20 protein-coding genes are annotated in these 17598 nt (G+C 61.9%); 8 read left to right on the forward strand and 12 right to left on the reverse strand.

The window, feature by feature from the left end; genetic code table 11:
• Positions 1 to 209: 209 nt before the first annotated feature.
• From ATY76_RS20530 to ATY76_RS20540, 3 genes are read right to left on the reverse strand one after another with little or no spacing between them, the layout of a single operon-like run.
• Positions 210 to 1079 (reverse strand): SDR family oxidoreductase, encoded by an 870-nt coding sequence (locus tag ATY76_RS20530; RefSeq protein WP_088676554.1) that lies wholly within the window; start codon positions 1077 to 1079, stop codon positions 210 to 212.
• Positions 1079 to 2230: a tRNA epoxyqueuosine(34) reductase QueG gene (gene queG, locus ATY76_RS20535; protein WP_088676555.1), complete on the reverse strand. Its 1152-nt coding sequence runs from the start codon at positions 2228 to 2230 to the stop codon at positions 1079 to 1081. The genes ATY76_RS20530 and queG overlap by 1 nt, the downstream gene beginning before the upstream one ends.
• 12 nt (positions 2231 to 2242) lie before the next feature.
• On the reverse strand, positions 2243 to 2935 hold the full coding sequence (locus ATY76_RS20540) for a glutathione S-transferase family protein (protein WP_088676556.1): 693 nt from the start codon (positions 2933 to 2935) through the stop codon (positions 2243 to 2245).
• Between the two features lie 260 nt (positions 2936 to 3195).
• On the opposite strand from ATY76_RS20540, the gene ATY76_RS20545 reads away from it, so the two are divergent.
• Positions 3196 to 3993 (forward strand): undecaprenyl-diphosphate phosphatase, encoded by a 798-nt coding sequence (locus tag ATY76_RS20545; RefSeq protein ID WP_088676557.1) that lies wholly within the window; start codon positions 3196 to 3198, stop codon positions 3991 to 3993.
• A 240-nt stretch (positions 3994 to 4233) separates the two neighbouring features.
• Here the strand turns inward: ATY76_RS20545 and ATY76_RS33775 are convergent, their stop codons facing one another.
• From ATY76_RS33775 to dnaN, 8 genes are all read right to left on the reverse strand, one after another.
• The gene (locus ATY76_RS33775) at positions 4234 to 4386 is read right to left on the reverse strand and encodes a hypothetical protein (protein WP_088676558.1); all 153 of its coding nucleotides are present in this window, start codon (positions 4384 to 4386) and stop codon (positions 4234 to 4236) included.
• A 285-nt stretch (positions 4387 to 4671) separates the two neighbouring features.
• Complete coding sequence (locus ATY76_RS20555) at positions 4672 to 5652, reverse strand: complex I NDUFA9 subunit family protein (RefSeq protein WP_088676559.1); 981 nt, start codon at positions 5650 to 5652, stop codon at positions 4672 to 4674.
• Positions 5653 to 5868: 216 nt separating this feature from the next.
• Entirely contained in the window at positions 5869 to 6156 is a 288-nt protein-coding gene (locus ATY76_RS20565) for a DUF1330 domain-containing protein (RefSeq protein WP_017966663.1), read from the reverse strand.
• A 25-nt stretch (positions 6157 to 6181) separates the two neighbouring features.
• Complete coding sequence (gene pyrF, locus ATY76_RS20570; protein WP_088676561.1) at positions 6182 to 6889, reverse strand: orotidine-5'-phosphate decarboxylase; 708 nt, start codon at positions 6887 to 6889, stop codon at positions 6182 to 6184.
• 6 nt (positions 6890 to 6895) lie between these two features.
• Positions 6896 to 7477: a histidine phosphatase family protein gene (locus ATY76_RS20575; RefSeq protein WP_088676562.1), complete on the reverse strand. Its 582-nt coding sequence runs from the start codon at positions 7475 to 7477 to the stop codon at positions 6896 to 6898.
• Entirely contained in the window at positions 7477 to 8076 is a 600-nt protein-coding gene (gene pmtA / locus ATY76_RS20580; RefSeq protein ID WP_088676563.1) for a phospholipid N-methyltransferase PmtA, read from the reverse strand. Before pmtA ends, ATY76_RS20575 begins: the two co-directional genes overlap by 1 nt.
• A 95-nt stretch (positions 8077 to 8171) precedes the next feature.
• Positions 8172 to 9080 (reverse strand): DUF72 domain-containing protein, encoded by a 909-nt coding sequence (locus tag ATY76_RS20585; RefSeq protein WP_088676564.1) that lies wholly within the window; start codon positions 9078 to 9080, stop codon positions 8172 to 8174.
• Between the two features lie 56 nt (positions 9081 to 9136).
• Entirely contained in the window at positions 9137 to 10255 is a 1119-nt protein-coding gene (dnaN, locus tag ATY76_RS20590; RefSeq protein WP_088676565.1) for a DNA polymerase III subunit beta, read from the reverse strand.
• Positions 10256 to 10517: 262 nt separating this feature from the next.
• Between dnaN and rsmI the strand changes: the two genes are divergently transcribed.
• From rsmI to ATY76_RS20605, 3 genes are all read left to right on the forward strand, one after another.
• Positions 10518 to 11435, forward strand: a complete 918-nt coding sequence (gene rsmI, locus ATY76_RS20595; protein ID WP_088676566.1) for a 16S rRNA (cytidine(1402)-2'-O)-methyltransferase — start codon at positions 10518 to 10520, stop codon at positions 11433 to 11435.
• Positions 11425 to 11793, forward strand: a complete 369-nt coding sequence (locus ATY76_RS20600) for a YraN family protein (protein WP_088676567.1) — start codon at positions 11425 to 11427, stop codon at positions 11791 to 11793. The genes rsmI and ATY76_RS20600 overlap by 11 nt, the downstream gene beginning before the upstream one ends.
• A 203-nt stretch (positions 11794 to 11996) precedes the next feature.
• The gene (locus ATY76_RS20605; protein WP_088676568.1) at positions 11997 to 12500 is read left to right on the forward strand and encodes a cupin domain-containing protein; all 504 of its coding nucleotides are present in this window, start codon (positions 11997 to 11999) and stop codon (positions 12498 to 12500) included.
• A 30-nt stretch (positions 12501 to 12530) separates the two neighbouring features.
• On the opposite strand, the gene ATY76_RS20610 is transcribed toward ATY76_RS20605, so the two are convergent.
• On the reverse strand, positions 12531 to 13538 hold the full coding sequence (locus ATY76_RS20610) for a LacI family DNA-binding transcriptional regulator (protein ID WP_088676569.1): 1008 nt from the start codon (positions 13536 to 13538) through the stop codon (positions 12531 to 12533).
• 11 nt (positions 13539 to 13549) lie between these two features.
• Here ATY76_RS20610 and ATY76_RS20615 point away from each other — a divergent pair, with 11 nt between their 5' ends.
• From ATY76_RS20615 to ATY76_RS20630, 4 genes are all read left to right on the forward strand, one after another.
• Positions 13550 to 13882 carry a hypothetical protein gene (locus ATY76_RS20615; protein ID WP_088676570.1) on the forward strand — a complete coding sequence of 111 codons (333 nt, stop codon included), beginning with the start codon at positions 13550 to 13552 and terminating at the stop codon, positions 13880 to 13882.
• Positions 13869 to 14852 carry a sugar ABC transporter substrate-binding protein gene (locus tag ATY76_RS20620; protein ID WP_088676571.1) on the forward strand — a complete coding sequence of 328 codons (984 nt, stop codon included), beginning with the start codon at positions 13869 to 13871 and terminating at the stop codon, positions 14850 to 14852. Before ATY76_RS20615 ends, ATY76_RS20620 begins: the two co-directional genes overlap by 14 nt.
• Before the next feature lie 146 nt (positions 14853 to 14998).
• A complete protein-coding gene (locus ATY76_RS20625; RefSeq protein ID WP_088676572.1) occupies positions 14999 to 16531 on the forward strand; it encodes a sugar ABC transporter ATP-binding protein in 1533 nt (510 codons plus the stop codon).
• Complete coding sequence (locus tag ATY76_RS20630; RefSeq protein WP_088676573.1) at positions 16515 to 17543, forward strand: ABC transporter permease; 1029 nt, start codon at positions 16515 to 16517, stop codon at positions 17541 to 17543. The genes ATY76_RS20625 and ATY76_RS20630 overlap by 17 nt, the downstream gene beginning before the upstream one ends.
• Positions 17544 to 17598: the final 55 nt, after the last annotated feature.

A 17598-nucleotide genomic window follows, 5' to 3' on the forward strand; every position in this document is an offset into this window, starting at 1 on the left:
ACGAATTTTTCAGTGGAGCGGTTAACATCCCCGCGTTCACAAAAATCGCGAAAATTTTTTTCCGGCTTCGCCATATTTTCTGCCACATTTGCGCAAATTTAAAGGCCGTTAACCATAATATACGGCCAAAATCGTTCCGCCAAATGGGGAAAGTAGGTATTTCCTACTCATTTTGGGTGCTGATGTTGGTTATATGAAACGCTTGGGCTCTAACCCCGCCAGCAGCCGTCCCGCCACAATTGCGCAAGCGACATCGGATAGTTCGGGAAGGAGAATTCGAAGCCGGCGGCCTTGAGTTTCGCATTCGAAACCCGCTTGTTTTCGCCGTAGAAGGAGCGCGCCATCGGCGTCAGTTCGGCGGTCTCAAACGCCTGCTCCGGCGGCGGCTCGACGCCCATCAGCCGGGCCGCCTCGACGATCACATCCTGCGGCGGACCGGGCCGATCGTCGGTGACATTATAGATGCCGCCGAGGCGCTGGTCCGACAGGAAGCGCGTCGCCGCGCCGATATCCTCGACACGGATGCGGTTGAAGACCTGGTCCTTCTTGATCAGGCGCCGCGCCGTGCCCTTTTCCAGATTGCAGAAGGCATTGCGGCCCGGTCCGTAAATGCCGGAAAGACGCAGCACCGCCGCCGGTACGCCGCGCTCCCGGCCCATTGCCAGCCAGCCCTCTTCCGCTTCGAGCCGCTCCTTCGATCGCCCGGAGACGGGAACGCATGGCGTTTCCTCGACGATCCATGCGCCCTTGTGATCGCCATAGACGCCGACGGTCGAGAGATAACCGATCCATTCAAGCCCGGGTGGCAGGCTTGCGCCGTTTTCGCCAAACAGCCGCAGCAGCGGATCGGCCTTCCCCGGGGCGATCGACTGCACGAGATGGGTGACATCAGCCAAGGCTTCGACGAGCCGGTCTTCCATGGTTTCGCCGTCGAACAGGAATGCTTCGATGCCGGCGCGGCGGAGCGCTTCGATCTTTTCCGCCGAGCGCGTCGTGCCGGACACGCGCACATTCTCACCAGCGAAGGCCTTGGCGATCGCCATGCCGGAATAACCGCAGCCAAAAATCATCACATGCATCAGCCCACTCCCGCCAGCCGCCATTCGTTCAACACGTCGTCATCGCTCTCCTCAGCCCTTTGTGCGGCAAAGGACGAAAATTCGCCAGCCTCCATCAGCCGCGAAAGCGCCCACACCGCCATCCCCCGCACCACCGGCGAGGCATCACCGGCGAGCATGCGACATTGCGGGATCAGCGTTCTCTCGCCGGAATTACCGGCGGCGATCAGCACGTTGCGGATGAAGCGGTCGCGGCCGATCCGTTTCACCGGCGAGCCACTGAAGAAGCTGCGGAACGCGGGATCATCGAGGGTCAGCAGAACGGCGACCGACGGTTCCTGCAGATCCTCTCTCGCCTTCAGCTTCATCTCCGAAGCGGCGCTGGCGAACTTGTTCCAGGGACAGGCGGCAAGACAATCGTCGCAGCCATAGATGCGGTTGCCGATCAGCGGCCGGAGATCGGGATCGATCGGTCCCTTGTGCTCGATGGTGAGATAGGAGATGCAGCGGCGCGCATCGATCTGGTAGGGCGCCGGGAAGGCGGCAGTCGGGCAGATGTCGAGACAGGCGCGGCAGGAACCGCAATGATCGATCTCGGGTGCGTCGACGGCGAGATCGGCGGTGGTGAACATGCTGCCGAGAAACAGCCAGGAGCCGTACGTGCGGCTGACGAGATTGGTGTGTTTGCCCTGCCAGCCGAGGCCGGCGGCCGCCGCCAGCGGCTTTTCCATGACGGGCGCGGTATCGACGAAGACTTTCACATCGGCGCCCGCCCGCGCCGCAAAACGCGTGGCGATCTCCTTCAGGCGGCCCTTGATGACGTCATGATAATCGCGATTGCGAGCATAAACCGATATCGCCGCTTTATCAGGCTTGCCGAGGATGCCGCGCGGATCTTCGTCCGGCGCGTAATTGAGGCCGAAGACGACGACGGAGCGAACCTCGCTCCAGAGTGTGCGGGGGTCGCCGCGCCGGTCGCGCGTCTCCGCCATCCAGTCCATCGTCCCGTGGCGCCCGGCGTCGATGAACTCGCCGAGACGTTCCTTGGCTTGCGGAATTGCGTCCGGACGCGTGATGCGGCAGAGATCGAAGCCCTTGGCGGCAGATTCCGCTCTGACGAACTCGGTCAAATTGTCGCGGCGGCGGCGCTCTTTATCATCATTGTCGGGCATGAAGCGCCCTCGTCAGAAATCCAGATCGGCATAATGCGAAACCGGGGTCAGGCCGCGCACGCGCTCCGTCAGCATCGGCCGGAAGGAGGGGCGCGACTTCAGCCGCTGGTACCATTCCTTGACGACAGGCGCGTCGGCCCATTCGATCTCGCCGAGGTAATCGAGGATCGAGATCGAGGCGGCGGCGGCAAGATCCGCATAGCTCATTCGCTCTCCCGCCAGCCACTGGCGCGAGCCGGCGAGCCAGGTGAGATAGCGCATATGCTGGCGGATATTCGCGCGGGCCGTGCGCAAAATCTTGGAATCAGGCGCTCCGCCACCCTGATCGGATGTCATCTGCAACTTATAGACGCGCTCTCGGGCGAGCGGCTTCGTCACGTCATTTTCCATCTTCTGCATGAACCACTCGGTCAGCCGGCGGATCTCCGCCCGCTGGAAAGGGTCCTCGGCAAGCAGCCGCCGGTCGCGCTTCAACACGCCGTGCGTCTCGTCCAGATATTCGGAGATGACGGTCGCGCCGCAGAGCGCGCGCATGCTGTCGTCGACATAAACAGGCAGTGTGCCGGCAGGATTGAGGGCCAGGAAATCCCGGCGCTTCTCCCATGTCTGCTCTTCGATCAGATCCGCCTGATAGCCATATTCCGCCAGGATCAGCCGGACGAAGCGAGATGCGGATGACATGGGATGGTGATAAAGCGTGGGCATCGATACTCGTGCTTTATGATTGCTGTTACAGGACTGTGCGGCAGCTCATTTATAGCGCCCTAGTCATGACTCATTGGTTGAAGCTATAGGAGCTTGGCCGGGGCAATACAAGCGAATCGGATCTCACACCACCTGAGAGGGGATAAAACACGCTTCTTACGCACGCGGATAGAGGCAGCGCCTGATCGGCTCAAGCGCAGCCTGGAGCATTTCCAGCGGGAAATGCCCGGTCCGAACGACCTTTAAACCGGAGACAATTTATGGACTATATCAATGCGATTATCCTCGGTATCGTAGAGGGGATCACCGAGTTTCTGCCGATCTCGAGCACCGGCCACCTCATCATTGTGGAGCAATGGCTCGGGCACCGGTCGGATATGTTCAATATCGTCATTCAGGCCGGCGCCATTCTCGCCGTCACCATCATTTATTGGCGTCGCCTGGTGGATCTCGTGCTCGGCTGGCGGGAGCCGCAGAATCGCGATTATGCCGCCAAGCTGATCGTCGCTTTTCTCATCACCGCAATCCTGGGCCTTGTCGTCAAGAAGCTTGGCTTCGAGCTGCCGGAGACGGCGACACCGATCGCCTGGGCTCTGATCATCGGCGGCATCTGGATGATCTTCGCGGAATGGGCTGCCGCACGCAGGCCACCCCATAAAGAGATTACCTGGCTGGTCGCCATTCTGGTCGGTATCGCCCAGATCGTTGCCGGCATCTTCCCGGGAACGTCGCGCTCCGGCGCCACGATTTTCGTCGCCATGCTGGCAGGCACGGGCAATCGCGCCGCGGCCACGGAATTCGCCTTCCTCGTCGGCATCCCCACAATGTATGCCGCGAGCGGCTATGAGCTGCTGAAGACCTTCAGGGACGGCGGCGCGGCCGGCGAAGACTGGACGTCCCTCGGGATTGCCTTCGTCGCCTCCACGATCGTCGCTTTCATCGCCGTCAAATGGCTGCTCGCCTATATCAGGAGCAACCGGTTCACGTTGTTTGCCGTATACCGGATCATTCTCGGCGTCCTGCTGCTCGGCATGGCCGCCGGCGGCCTGATCCCCTAAAACCGGTTTCTCATCGCATTCGCGCAGCTCCCAGGCGCGAATGCAATATCGGGGCGGCCTCGCGAACGGACACGCGATGAGGGGGTAGGGGGCCGATTTTCAGATGGATAAAATTGAGAGGCAGATGCCTGCCGCCGTCTCGCGGCGGGCAAGATCGAGCATTCATTTGGAAGCGCGCTTTTTCAGGCGCTTCGACCGTTGCTCGTCTCTATGAGGATGCCGATAAGCCCGGCATTTTCGTCAATGGGCGATCGAGGCCGTAGAGCAAGGATCGACGCCGTAAGCCGGCGAGCAGTCGCCCTTCACAGCCGCGACCGAACCGGGCGCAACGAAGGAGCCTGCAAGGATAACCAGCGCCGCACACGCAAACAGGAGCGCGATTGACTTGCCCATCGAGAAATGCCTTTCACAGTGATTGCCGCACGCTTTTCGCAGGCGTTGAGTCCTTTCGAGGACGCGCGGGTTTGGTAGTCAGTGGAATGACAAATAGCAATAAACGTTCCTGCTAAATTTGGCGTTAATTCCACAAAATTTCCGATGCGTCTTTTATGCAACGCCGCTCAATATGGCGGCAGGAAAACATCGCAAACTTGCGCCGGCTTTGCGTGCCGCGACCGACGGCAAAACGCCGCCCGCGGCATGCGCGGACGGCGCTATCAATAACCCAAGGGATGATGATCAGGCGGCCTTGCCGGAGCCCGTATACTGGCCGTGCGGCCGGTACTGCACGAGGTAGGACTCAAGCACCGATGCCGGCATGGTTGGCGTGATGCCGAGGCCGCTCAGCGTGCGGCCTTCCGCCTCGGCTTCCCTCGAGACGATGTTGTCGTGCTTGAGAAGGCGCACCTGGTCCGGCGTGATCGGCGGCGTGATGAAAGGAACAAGCGAAGCGATGCTGCCGATCAGCGAAGCGATGCCGAAGGGCAGGGAGACGAGCGGGTTCTTGCGGCAGGTCACTTTCAGCATCATCTCGAGACATTCGCGGAAGCTCAGCACTTCGGGCCCACCGAGTTCATAGATCTTGCCGCCGGCGACCTTGCCGTCAACGGCGCGGGCGACGGCCTCGGCGATATCCTCGACATAGACCGGCTGGAACTTCGTCTTGCCGCCGCCGACCAGCGGCAGGACCGGCGACATGCGCGCCATGTCGGCAAACTTGTTGAAGAAGCTGTCCTCCGGTCCGAAGACGATCGACGGGCGGAAGATCACCGCATCGGGTTTGATGGAGAGAATGGCTGCTTCCGCGCGGCCCTTGGTGCGGCCATAGTCCGAATCGGAATGCGCATTGGCGCCGATCGCCGAAATATGGGCGAGCGTGGCGCCGGCGCCGCGGGCCGCCTCGGCAACCGCCCGAGCGCCGAATTCCTGCACCGCGTCGAAGGTGTTGCGGCCGGTCTCATGCAGAATGCCGACGCAGTTGACGACGTGGCTCGCACCGTCGACAGCACGGTCGATCGAGCTGCGGTAGCGCAGGTTCGCCTGAACGAAGGAAATCTGGCCGACATTGCCGAGCGGCTGCAGGAAGCCGGCGAGATCCGGGCGGCGCACGGCGACGCGGATGCGATAACCGCGCTTGGCGAGCGCCCGAACCACGTGCCTGCCCACGAAGCCGGACCCTCCGAACACGGTAACGAGCGGCGGCAGGTTGGCAAGGGTCATGGCAGGCTCCTCGAAAGGCTTTGCAGGATGCTGATCGGCCCCGTCTTAGCCGAATCCCGGCGCGACGGGAAGGCCCATCGCGCTGCGAGTTTGCGGGATGTGAAGCCGCCTAACGCATCGTGCTTTCCGAAAATCGGAATCGATTTTCGGAAAGCACGATGCTTGGATTCAAAGTGCTCAAGCGTCCTTTGTGCGTCCGAAAGGACGCACGGCGCTCTAGACGCCTTCGACGACGACCATTTCCGCATCCGCCACTTCCTGGCGGATTTTCGCGGCAATCTGGTATTCCGGTGAATTATAGCAGTCGACCGCATGCTGCATCGAGGGGAACTCGATCACGACATTGCGAGCGCGCGCCTTGCCTTCCAGTTCGGTGAAGGCGCCGCCGCGCGCCAGGAAATTCGCGCCGTATTTTTCGAAGGCGGGCTTTGCCGCCGCCACGTAATCCTTATAGCGCTCGGCGTCGCGAACGTCGACGCGGGCGATCCAATATCCCTTAGCCATGGTTTCCTCCTTCTCTGCTTTTAATTCAGCGGTTTGCCGGCCAGAGCGCGCTCACCATCTCGTTGAGGACCGCGCGGGCCGCCTCTTTCGGATCGGGCGCCTTGACGATCGGCCGGGCGACGACGAGATGCGTGGCGCCGGCCTTCAGCGCGTCGAAGGGCGTCATCACCCGCTTCTGGTCGCCCTTGTCGCTGCCGGTCGGGCGAATGCCGGGTGTGACGATCGCCATGTCGGGCCCGAGGATCTCGCGCACCTCGGCCGCCTCCGCAGCCGAGCAGACGATGCCGCCCATGCCGGCCGCGCGCGCCTGAGCGGCACGGCGCAGCACCAGGCTGTGGGGATCCTGGCTGTAGCCGGCGTCGATAAGATCATCGGAATCCATCGAGGTGAGCACGGACACGCCGAGCAGACAGAGGCCGGAACCGGCCGCGGCCTCGACCGCCGCTTTCATCGCTTTAGGGTAGGCGTGCAGCGTCAGCATCGACATGCCCATCTTGGCGATGTTCTCGACGCCTGATGCAACCGTATTGTCGATGTCGAGCAGCTTCATGTCGAGAAAGATCTTCTTGCCGCTTGCGGCAAGATCGCGGGCGAATTCCAGGCCGCCGGCAAAGACGAGCTGATAGCCGATCTTATAGAAGAGAATGTCGTCGCCGAGCGTGGAAACCAGTCTTTCCGCTTCGCCGATCGTTGGAACATCCAGGCCGACGATCAGCCGCTCGCGTGCGTCCATTTCAACTCACCCCCGCCAGTCTTCGATGGCTGTCCAGTCGCATGATAGGCGGCGATCCGCAAGGCCGAAAGCATAGAGATTGCCGCCTCCGCCCGGCTGGTCGCGGTCGCGGTCGATCGCCTTGCCCGCCAGATGGCATTTGAGCAGCGTACCGACGCCGCCATGGCCGACGAAGGCGATGGGCGCTGTCGCATCATGCGTGGCGAGCACGGCATTCACCGCCCCGACGATGCGTGCTTGCGCATCGATGGCGCGCTCCCAGCCTTTGAAGCTTTCCTCGGGATGAGCAAAGAACCAGTCGGCCGCCTCTTCGAATTGCGGCGGCGGCAGGAAGCCGGTGGCCGAACGGTCGTTCTCGTGCATGGCGTGGACAATCTCGATCGTCACGCCGGAGGCTTCCGCCAGAATCTCGGCCGTCTCGATCGCCTTCGTCTCGTCGCTGGAGATGATGCGCCGCAACTGTTTGACCCAGCCGCTCTCGGCTGCTTTGCGGGCGCGCGCCGCGCCGATATCGGAAAGCCCCCATTTCGGCACGGGGACATCAGCATCGATCTTGACTTGCGGATGGGTGATATAGAGCCCGAACATCAGCCGCGCCGATAGATCCAGAGCTGCGCCGGCGGGATGTTGCGGACGACGAAATCGAAATGCTGAATGTGGTAGCGGTCGGGATTGGCGGCGATTGGCGAAATCGCGCCGTAGGAAATCTGCACCACCGGCCGGCCTGCCGGCAGCCGGTCGAGCAGGCTTTCGAGCAGCGAGATGCGCATCTCCATCGGAAAGTTCAGAAGCGGAATGCACGAGATGACGCAATCGAACGTCTGGTCGCCGAAGGCGCCAAGCGTGGTCTTGAGGTCGAAGGCATCGCCGTTGATGAAGTGCACGCCCGGATAGGTCCGGAGCAGATGCTGGTGGAAATCCGTCGAATATTCGATCGCGACCAGATTGTCCGGCTTCACGCCGCGGCCGAGAATGGCCTTGGTGATGGCGCCCGTGCCCGGCCCGAGTTCGAGCACCGGCAGGCCGGAATTGAGGTTGATGACGCTTGCCATGCGTTTGGCGGTGATGGAGGAGGTCGGCACGATGGAGCCGACCGTCTTCGGTCCCTGCATCATGCCCCGGAAGAAACGGATTTCTTCATCGAATTTCTTCCCGAGGTGTTCCCTCACCTTGACCCTTAAGCGCATTCTCCACCCATCCGCATGTTGATCGACTGTGTTAATATGCTCTTTGTCGCTGTCAGGACAAGAATTTTCGCAACGAAGACACCGGCATCAACAGCTCATGCCGCCTTCCGGTCGGATCGAGGCATGAGATCCGCAAGCCTGTCGCTGAGATGATCGGCGTCGATGGGTGCGCGCAGCTTTTTGTCGGTATTATCGAAATAAAGATAGACGTCCCGGCCCTTGGCTCGCGCCGGCAGCGGCTCCAGCACCCGCGTCGCGTTCTCGGGTTCTCTGCCCTTCGCCCAGGCGCGGATGCGCTCGGCCCACAGATCGAGCGCTTCATCCTCATAGCCACTGACATAGAGTTGCTCGGAACCATGCAGGCGGCAATAGATGAAATCGGCGGTGATGTCCATCAACAGCGGCCACTCCACCGTGTCGGCGCAGACGAGCGCGACGTTGTGACGCCTCAGCATCTCGATGAAGGCGGGCGAGCGAAAGCTGTCGTGGCGGATCTCGAAAGCATGGCGGATCGGCTGATCGGCGTCGCTTTTGAGCCAGGCTCGTCCTTTGAGACGGCCGTCATGGCGTTTCGCAAGCGCTGTCGCCGCATCGTGGTCATGCGGCAGCAGCGACAGGAAATTTTCGAAACGATCAGGGTCGAAGGCCATGTTCGGCGGAAACTGCCAGAGGATAGGCCCAAGTTTGGGGCCGAGCCGCAACAGGCCGGAGGCGAGGAAATTGGCAAGCGGCGTCTCGATCTCCCGCAATCGCTTCATATGAGTGATGAAGCGCGAGCCCTTGACCGCGAAGACGAAATCCTCGGGCGTTTCGTCGCGCCAGCGGCCGAAGCTTTCGGGCCGCTGCAATCCGTAGAACGTGCCGTTGATCTCGATCGAACGGAAGTGGCGAGCGGCGTAGGAAAGCTCCTGCTTCTGCGGCAGACCCTTGGGATAGAATTGGCCGCGCCAGGGCGCATAGGTCCAGCCGGATATGCCGATGCGCACCGCTCCCGTCTTCTTCATTCTGGCATCCTCCTGTTCCACAGGAGGAAAACCGAAAATAGGCGCCTTCGTTCCCGTCAGACGCGCATCGGCATCAGCACGTAGAGCGCGTCGTCGCCGGCGGTATCGCGGATCAGCGTCGGCGAGCCGGCATCGGCCAGCAGGAAGATTGCTTCCTCACCGGAAAGCTGCGCGGTGATGTCGAGCAGGTACTTGGCATTGAAGCCGATTTCCATCGAATCCGTATCGTAGCCGACGGCGACTTCTTCCGTGGCGCTGCCGGAGTCCGGATTGTTGACGGTCAGCATCAGCTGTCCGTCGGAAAGCGCCAGCTTCACCGCGCGGCCGCGCTCGGAGGAGATGGTCGAGACACGGTCGACGGCCTGGGCGAAGGTCGTGCAGTCGACGCGCATTTCCTTGTCGTTGCCGGTCGGGATGACGCGCTGATAGTCGGGGAAAGTACCGTCGATCAGCTTCGAGGTCAGAACGATCGAGCCGATCGTCATGCGGATCTTGGCGTCGGAAACTTCGACGGTCACGATCGCTTCCGGGTTGTCGACCAGCTTCTGCAGCTCTCCGACCGTCTTGCGCGGAATGATGATGCCGGGCATGCCCTCCGAGCCCGAGGGCGCATCGACATCGGCGCGCGCCAGGCGGTGGCCGTCGGTGGCGACTGCCCTGAGCTTCAGGTCGCCCTTGCTCTCGATCGTATGGAAGAAAATGCCGTTGAGATAGTAGCGCGTCTCTTCGGTCGAGATCGCAAACTGCGTGCGGTCGATCAGCATCTTCAGATCGGTCGCCTTCAGCTTGAAGGAATGCGTGAAGGTGCCGGCGGTGAGATCGGGGAAGTCCGATTCCGGCAGGCACTGCAGCGAGAATTTCGAGCGGCCGGACTGCACGGTCATCGAGCCGCCGTCGGTGCTGGTGGCAAGCAGCACTTCGGAACCGTCGGGCAGCTTGCGCACGATATCGTAGAGAAGATGGGCCGGAACGGTGGTGGCGCCGGCCTGCTCGACGCTCGCCGGCGTCGCCTCGGTGATCTCGAGGTCGAGGTCGGTCGCCTTCATGTCGAGGTTCTGGCCGTCGGCCTTGAGCAGTACGTTGGACAGGATCGGGATCGTGTTGCGACGTTCGACCACGCGGTGGACGTGGTTCAGCGATTTCAACAGGTTTGACCGCTCAATAGTAATACGCATGGGATGCTACCGCTTTCGACCGTGACTGTCCGGGCGCTTCGAGCACCCGAAGAATGCCTGTCCCGACTTGAGGCCGGGGGAGTGGACGGGCAAAATGGCAGACTTCAGCACCGGTTTGCAAGAGGCATGGACGGCTCCGTGCCCGCATTTCAGGTTTTCCGGAGCAATCCTCACAGAAATCCGGACCCTTGCCGAAGCAGTGCCGCTCGCCCATAAAGGCCGATGAACCGGCAAGGCGCCGGCGGGACGGAAAGCAATCGGCATGAATGAGGAAACGACAGCGGAAGCCGCCGGCCGGAAAAGCTTCCGCCTGCACAATATGGCAGTGCCGGCGCGGCCGCTGGAGCCGGCGCTCTATCTGGTGGCGACCCCGATCGGCAATCTCGGCGACATCACGCTGCGCGCATTGGAAACGCTGGCCGGCGCTGACGTGCTCGCCTGCGAGGATACGCGCGTCACCCGCGTCCTGCTCGATCGCTACGGCATCCAGAACCGCCCCTTCGCCTATCACGAGCACAATGCCGACGAGGCCGGGCCGCGGCTGTTGCAGGCGCTGGAGGCGGGCCGCTCGGTGGCGCTGGTTTCCGATGCCGGCACGCCGCTCGTCTCCGATCCCGGCTATCGGCTTGCGCAGCAGGCGATTGAGGCAGGTTATCGCGTCATCCCCATTCCAGGCGCCTCGGCGCCGCTCGCGGCCCTTGTCGGTTCCGGCCTGCCGAACGACGCCTTTCTCTTCGCGGGCTTCCTGCCGGTCAAGGACAAGGCCCGCCGTGACCGTCTCGGCGAACTTGCCGCAGCACCCGCGACGCTGATCTTCTTTGAATCGCCGCATCGCATCGGCGCGACGCTTCTCGCCGCGGCCGATGTGCTGGGCGGCGGCCGGCCGGCCTCCGTCTGCCGCGAACTGACCAAGACCTATGAGGAGTTCCGCCGCGGCACGCTGGCCGAGCTTGCCGCGCATTATCAGGAGGTGGATAACGTCAAGGGCGAGATCGTCCTCGTCGTCGGTCCGCCGGAGCCGGCGGAAACGCCCGCAGCCGATGTCGAAGCCATGCTCGCCGATCTCTCGAAGACCATGCCGACGGCAAAGGCGGCGACCGAGGCCGCCCGTCTCACTGGTCTGCCGCGCAAGCTGCTCTATCAGCGCCTGCTGGAGATGAAGGACGCCGATGGGCGATAACAATCTTGCCGCCATCAGAAGGAAGGCGCTGCGCCGCGGCCGCGTGTCGGAATATGCCGCGGCCGTCTTCCTGATGCTGAAGGGCTACCGCATCCTCGCCCTGCGCCACCGCACGAAACTGGGCGAGATCGATATCATTGCCCGCAAGGGCGATCTCGCCGTCTTCGTCGAGGTCAAGGCCCGCCATGGCGAGGCGGCGGCCGTCGATGCCGTCTCCATCGCCTCACAGAAGCGCATAAGGGCGGCAAGCGACCTCTGGCTCGCCCGCCAGACCGATCATGCCCGTCTTTCGCAGCGCTACGATATTGTGGCGATCATGCCCGGCCGGCTGCCGCGGCACTTTCCGGATGCCTTCTAGGGCATGATGCCGAAAAGTGTGAGCGGTTTTCGGACGACATCATGCTCCAAAGCCCGTCGTGCAAAGATCGCGACGTGCTTTCGCCCAGTGCCTTTTCGGTTCAACAGTTCGAGATCGTTAAAATTTTACTTCCGGCTTGAACGGCCTCCTTACGACTCTCTGCTATCTCCCGCCTTGGTAGGGTGGCAATTGGGGGTTGATTCATGGCCTTGAAGATGATGCTTGCAAGCGCGGTCGCCATGGCGGCGCGATCGGTGCCTTATGTCGCGCTGAAGCCGGCCGGGAAATCCTTCGTCGCCCATGCGAGCGACATGCTGCCGCTGAAATCGACGCCGATCAATCCGGACTGGATCATCAGCGGCAATCCCGAGGCCCGCACCGCCGAGCATTCGCGCGGCCATGACGAAGCATCGCTGACGGCGATCTGGGATTGCACGGCGGGCGAATTCCGCTGGTATTTCGGCTGGGACGAGACCGTGATGATCCTCGAAGGCGAGGTCCATATCACCGCCGAGGACGGGACGGAGCGAACCCTCAGCGTCGGCGACGTCGCCTTTTTCGCAGGCGGAACCTGGGCAAGCTGGCGGGTCGACAACTACGTCCGCAAGGTTGCCTTCCTGCGCAAGCCTTTCCCGAAGCCCCTGGCGATCGCCTATCGTCTCCGCAACATGCTGCGCAATGGCGGCAACCAGGGCATCGCCGCCTGATATAAGCCGCCGGTGGCGGCCGGTCATGCGTTAATCGGGCTGAGGCGGCGCGGTCGTCTCCCCCTCCAGAAGCTCGCAGGGAAACAGGATCGGATTGTCGAGGGCAGGCGCTGTGCGCTTGTTCAAAAGAACGGCCACTGCGGCTGCGGCGACATCCTGAATCGGCTGTTTCACCGTCGTCAGCCGCGGCGTCGTCATGCTGGCGAGCGGGATGCCGTCGAAGCCGACGATGGAAAGCGCTGCCGGAATCGGGATTCCGAGATCGTGGGCCGCCCTCATGCAGCCGATCGCCTGCTGGTCCGAGCTTGCGAATATCGCCGTCGGCCGCTCGTTGCGGGCGCGCGCCAGAAGATAATTTCCTGCGGAACGGCCGCTCTCGTAGTCGAACGCCGCCTCGGCGATCAGCGGCGGTCCGGCCAGTTTCGGGCCGCCCGCCTGTTCCATGGCGTCAAGATAGCCCTTGAGGCGGTCATTGGCCGGGACGGAATCTCCAGGTCCCGAAATGAAGCCGATGCGGCGATGGCCGAGCTTCAGAAGATGCTCGACGCCGAGACGAACGCCGTTGCGGTGGTCGGAGGCGATGCCGGAATAGCCGGGCATGAGACGGTCGACGACCACGATCGGCAAGCCTTTCGGCAGCTTGATCGTGTGGAAATCATTGCTAGGAACCAGAATGATGCCGTCCACCTTCCGGCTCGTCAGCTGTCTGATGCGATCAGCCTCCTTGGCGGCATGATCGAGCGAGGTCATGACGATGATATTATAGCCGTGATTGGCCGCCGCCTGTTCCGCCGATTGCACCAGTTCCGAGAAGAACGGATTGGTCAGATCGGGAATCACGATGCCGATGAGGCGGCTGACCTTGCTGCGCATGCTTCTCGCGGAAGGGTCGGGCATGTAGCCGAGTTCCTTGATGATGTCGCCGACGCGCGCCCGCAATTCCTTCGTCACCGAGGGATGATCGTTCAAAACCCTCGAAACGGTCCCGGTGGAAACACCCGCAAGCCTGGCAACGTCCCTGATCCCGACCTTTGACATGACAGAAATGGATGCCCTTCATCTTCGCCTTCGAAAGAACGCCCGAGGCGCCTGATCGAGGCTTTCAGCTAATGGTCTTTGCCGCCCTCGTCAAAGGGCTGCCGTTCATTTCGATGGCCAGTTTCCACGGCGATGCGGCGAACATTACATGGAAACGGTTCATCATCCAGCTTTCCCCGGCGGCGATCAATATAGCTACAGCGAGCGATTTGCACCGATTTCGCCAGCTTGACAATTTCTGGAGGCGTGTTACCCATTCGGCGTTGGAAACGGTTCATTTGCCGCGGGCAACTCAGATGGAGCTGAGCCCAGGGCCGTTCGGGAGGAAAAATGTCCAATTTTAAGAATGAATCCGCCTTGATCAATGCACCGCGCCGTGCGGCCTTGAAGCTCGGCTTCGCCGGCACCCTGGTGCTGGCGCTGTCCTGCGGCGTGTCGCCGGCCTTTGCGGCCGAGAAGCCGAAGGTCGGCCTGATCATGAAATCCTTGTCGAACGAGTTCTTCAAACAGATGAAGGCCGGTGCCGACAAATATGCGGCTGAAAACAAGGACAAGTTCGATTTCAAGGCCGTCGGCATGAAGGACGAGCGTGATTTCGCCGCTCAGGTCGATGCCGTCGAAAACTTCGTCACCCAGAAATACGACATCATCGTCGTCGCGCCCGCCGACTCGAAGGCGATGGCCACCCCGCTGGCAAAGGCGGTCAAGGCAGGCGTCAAGGTCATCAATATCGACGTGCCGCTCGATGCCGATGCCAAGAAGGCGGCCGGCATCGATCTGGCTTTCTTCGGCCCTGACAATAAGGAAGGGGCAAAGCTTGCGGGCGATGCGCTTGCCAAGGATCTGGGCCCGGGCGCCAAGGTCGTCATCCTTGAGGGCAATCCCGAGGCCGACAATGCCAAGGAGCGCAAGCAAGGCTTCATGGAATCCGTCAAGTCGGGCAAGCTCGACCTTCTCGACAGCAAGACCGCCCATTGGGAGACGGAGGAAGCCAACACCGTCATGACCAATTTCCTGACGAAGTATAAGGACATCCAGGGGGTCATGGCCGCCAACGATTCCATGGCTCTCGGCGTCGTCAAGGCTCTCGATGCGACCGGCCAGGCCGGCAAGATCAAGGTCGTCGGCTTCGACAACATTCCGCCGGTTCAGCCGCTGATCAAGGATGGCAAGATGCTCGCCACCGTCGAGCAGTATGGCGCGCAGATGGCGGTCATGGGCATCGACTATGGCATGCGCGAACTTGCCGGCGAAAAATTCACCGGCTGGGTCAAGACCGACGTGAAGCTGGTCACGTCGGCGGATCTGAAATAGTCGGGACGCCCGGCTGCAAACCATAGAAAGCGCCGGCCGTGGGCCGGCGCCGACTGCTACCAACCGATTGATGCGCTGATCGCTGCGGACGAGGCTTGCTTGCAAGTCTCCGATGCGGGCTGCGCGCAAGATCGTTCAGAGCATGCATGAGGGTCGACGTGTCAGACGCAGCAGATAACGACATCCTGAGGCTGGAAGAGATCGGCAAGCGCTTCCCGGGCGTCGTGGCGCTCAAGGATGTTTCCATGCGGATCGGCCGCGGCAAGGGGCATGTTCTCCTGGGCGAGAACGGTGCCGGAAAGTCGACCCTGATCAATCTGCTCGGCGGCGTCTTCAGGCCGGACGACGGCCATATTCTATTCGACGGCAAGCCCTATCATCCGGCCTCGCCCCTGGAGGCGTTCAAGGCCGGCATCCGTGTCATTCACCAGGAACTGCACCCGCTTTCCAACCTGACGGTTGCCGAAAACCTGCTGTTCGAGCATCTGCCGCGCCGATATGGCCTGGTGAACTACAAGGCGATGAACGCCAGGGCGGCGGAACTGCTGGAAGAAGTCGGCCTTGACGTCGCTCCGACGACATTGGCAAGCCGCCTCAGCGTCGCGCAGCTGCAGCTGGTCGAGATCGCCAAGGCGCTTTGCTACGAAAGCAAGCTTCTCGTTCTCGACGAACCGACGGCAACCCTGACCTCCAAGGAGGTCGATCGCCTCTTTGAAATTCTGAAGCGTCTGAAACGGCGCGGCGTCACCACGCTCTATATCTCGCACCGGCTGGAGGAAATCTTCGAAGTCGGCGACGATGTGACGGTGCTGCGCGACGGCCAGCATGTGATCACCCGGCCGCTCCCGGGACTTGAGATTCCCGACATCGTCGAGCTGATGGTCGGACGCAAGCTTGCGGATCACGGCATATTCAAAGGCGACAGCACCCTATCCGGCGAGGCGCTCGGTGTCTCCGGCCTGAAGGTGACGCGCAACAGTCCGGAATTGTCCTTTTCCGTCGCAAAGGGCGAAATCGTCGGCATTGCCGGCCTCGTCGGCAGCGGCCGCACCGAGGCGGTTCGGGCGCTCTTCGGCGCCGACGTCAAGGCATCAGGCGAAATCCGTCTGAATGGCGAGCCGGTCGAGATCAATTCGCCTAGGGATGCCGTTGCCGCCGGGCTGTGCCTTGCCACCGAAGACCGCAAGATGCAGGGCCTGATGCTCGACATGAGCTGCGCCGAAAATTCGACCATCACCGATCTCCCCAAGATTTCCCGCAACGGCCTGATCATGGGCAAGGTGGAGGATGATCACGCGCAGCGCCTGGTGCGCGAGCTCAGGATCAAGACTCCCTCCATCCATCAGGCCGTCCGAACCTTTTCCGGCGGCAACCAGCAGAAGGTCGTCATCGCCAAATGGCTGTTCCGCGGCCCCAAGGTGCTGATCTTCGATGAGCCGACCCGCGGCATCGATGTCGGCGCCAAGGCCGAGATCTATGAACTGCTGTGGAAGTTTGCGGCCGAAGGAAAAGGTGTTCTGGTCGTCTCTTCGGATCTGCCGGAGCTGATCGGCATTTGCCATCGCATCATCGTCTTTTCCGACGGCAAGATCTCGGGCGAAATACCGCGGGAACAATTCGACGAGAGCAGGATCCTTTCGCTCGCCTACAAGGAGTACAGCCGTGTCCGCCAGCATTGAAAAACAGACCGAGGCGAAAGAGGCGCGCTTCTGGGACAAGCTCATCCGGATCTCGATGAAGGAGGCGGGCGTCGCCATCGCCCTCGTCCTGATCCTGGCGTTTTTCTCGGCGACGGCCCCCTATTTCGCCACGCCGGAGAACTTCCTGAAGATCTTCGTGCAGATCGCCATCAATACGGTGCTCGCCTCGGGAATGACCTACGTCATCCTCGTCGGCGGCATTGATCTTTCCGTCGGCTCGCTGCTTGCCCTTTGCACGGTGATCGGCGCCACGATCATGATCGATCCGCGGCTTTCTCCGTGGCAGGCGATCGTGCTGGCCTCGCTGGCGTCGATGGGCACCGGAGCGGTCCTTGGCGCCGTCAATGGCTGGATCTGCGAGAAGTGGAAGCTTCCGTCCTTCATCGTCACCCTCGGCATGCTGAACGTCGCAAGCGGCCTGGCCCGCGTCGTCAGCGACAATTCCACGATCACTGGCCTGCCGCAGCCTTTCGTCGATTTCGGCAACCTGATCTTCTGGGGCGTCTTTCCGTCGATCTTCCTGATTGCGATCGTCGTCGTGCTCATCGGCTGGTTCGTGCTGCGTTATACCGTCTTCGGCCGCTTCGTCTTCGCGATCGGCACCAATGAAGAGGCCGTGCGGCTGTCGGGGCACGCGCCGAAAAAATACAAGATCGCCGTCTTCACGATCTCAGGTCTGACGGCCGGCATTGCCGCCATGGTCTATCTGCTGCGCCTCAATGTCGGCAGCCCGGTCGCCGGCATCGGCTACGAGCTGAACGCTATTGCCGCGGTCATCATCGGCGGCACCAGCCTTTCGGGCGGCAAGGGCTCGATCATCGGCACGCTGGTCGGCGCCTGCATTCTGCAGGTCCTGTCGACGGGGTTGCAGCTGCTCGGCGCCGACGACAACATCAAGCCGATCGTCATCGGCGCCGTCATCGTCCTTGCCGTCATTCTCGACAGCTATCGTGGCCGGCTGATGCGGATCTTGGAAACGCGAAGCCCTTGATTGGCCGTTGCGTTTGATACCGGGCCGACCTACATCTGTCCGGCATTCAGCGAGG

This window comes from Rhizobium sp. R339 (genome assembly GCF_002211395.1).
GTDB lineage: Bacteria > Pseudomonadota > Alphaproteobacteria > Rhizobiales > Rhizobiaceae > Rhizobium.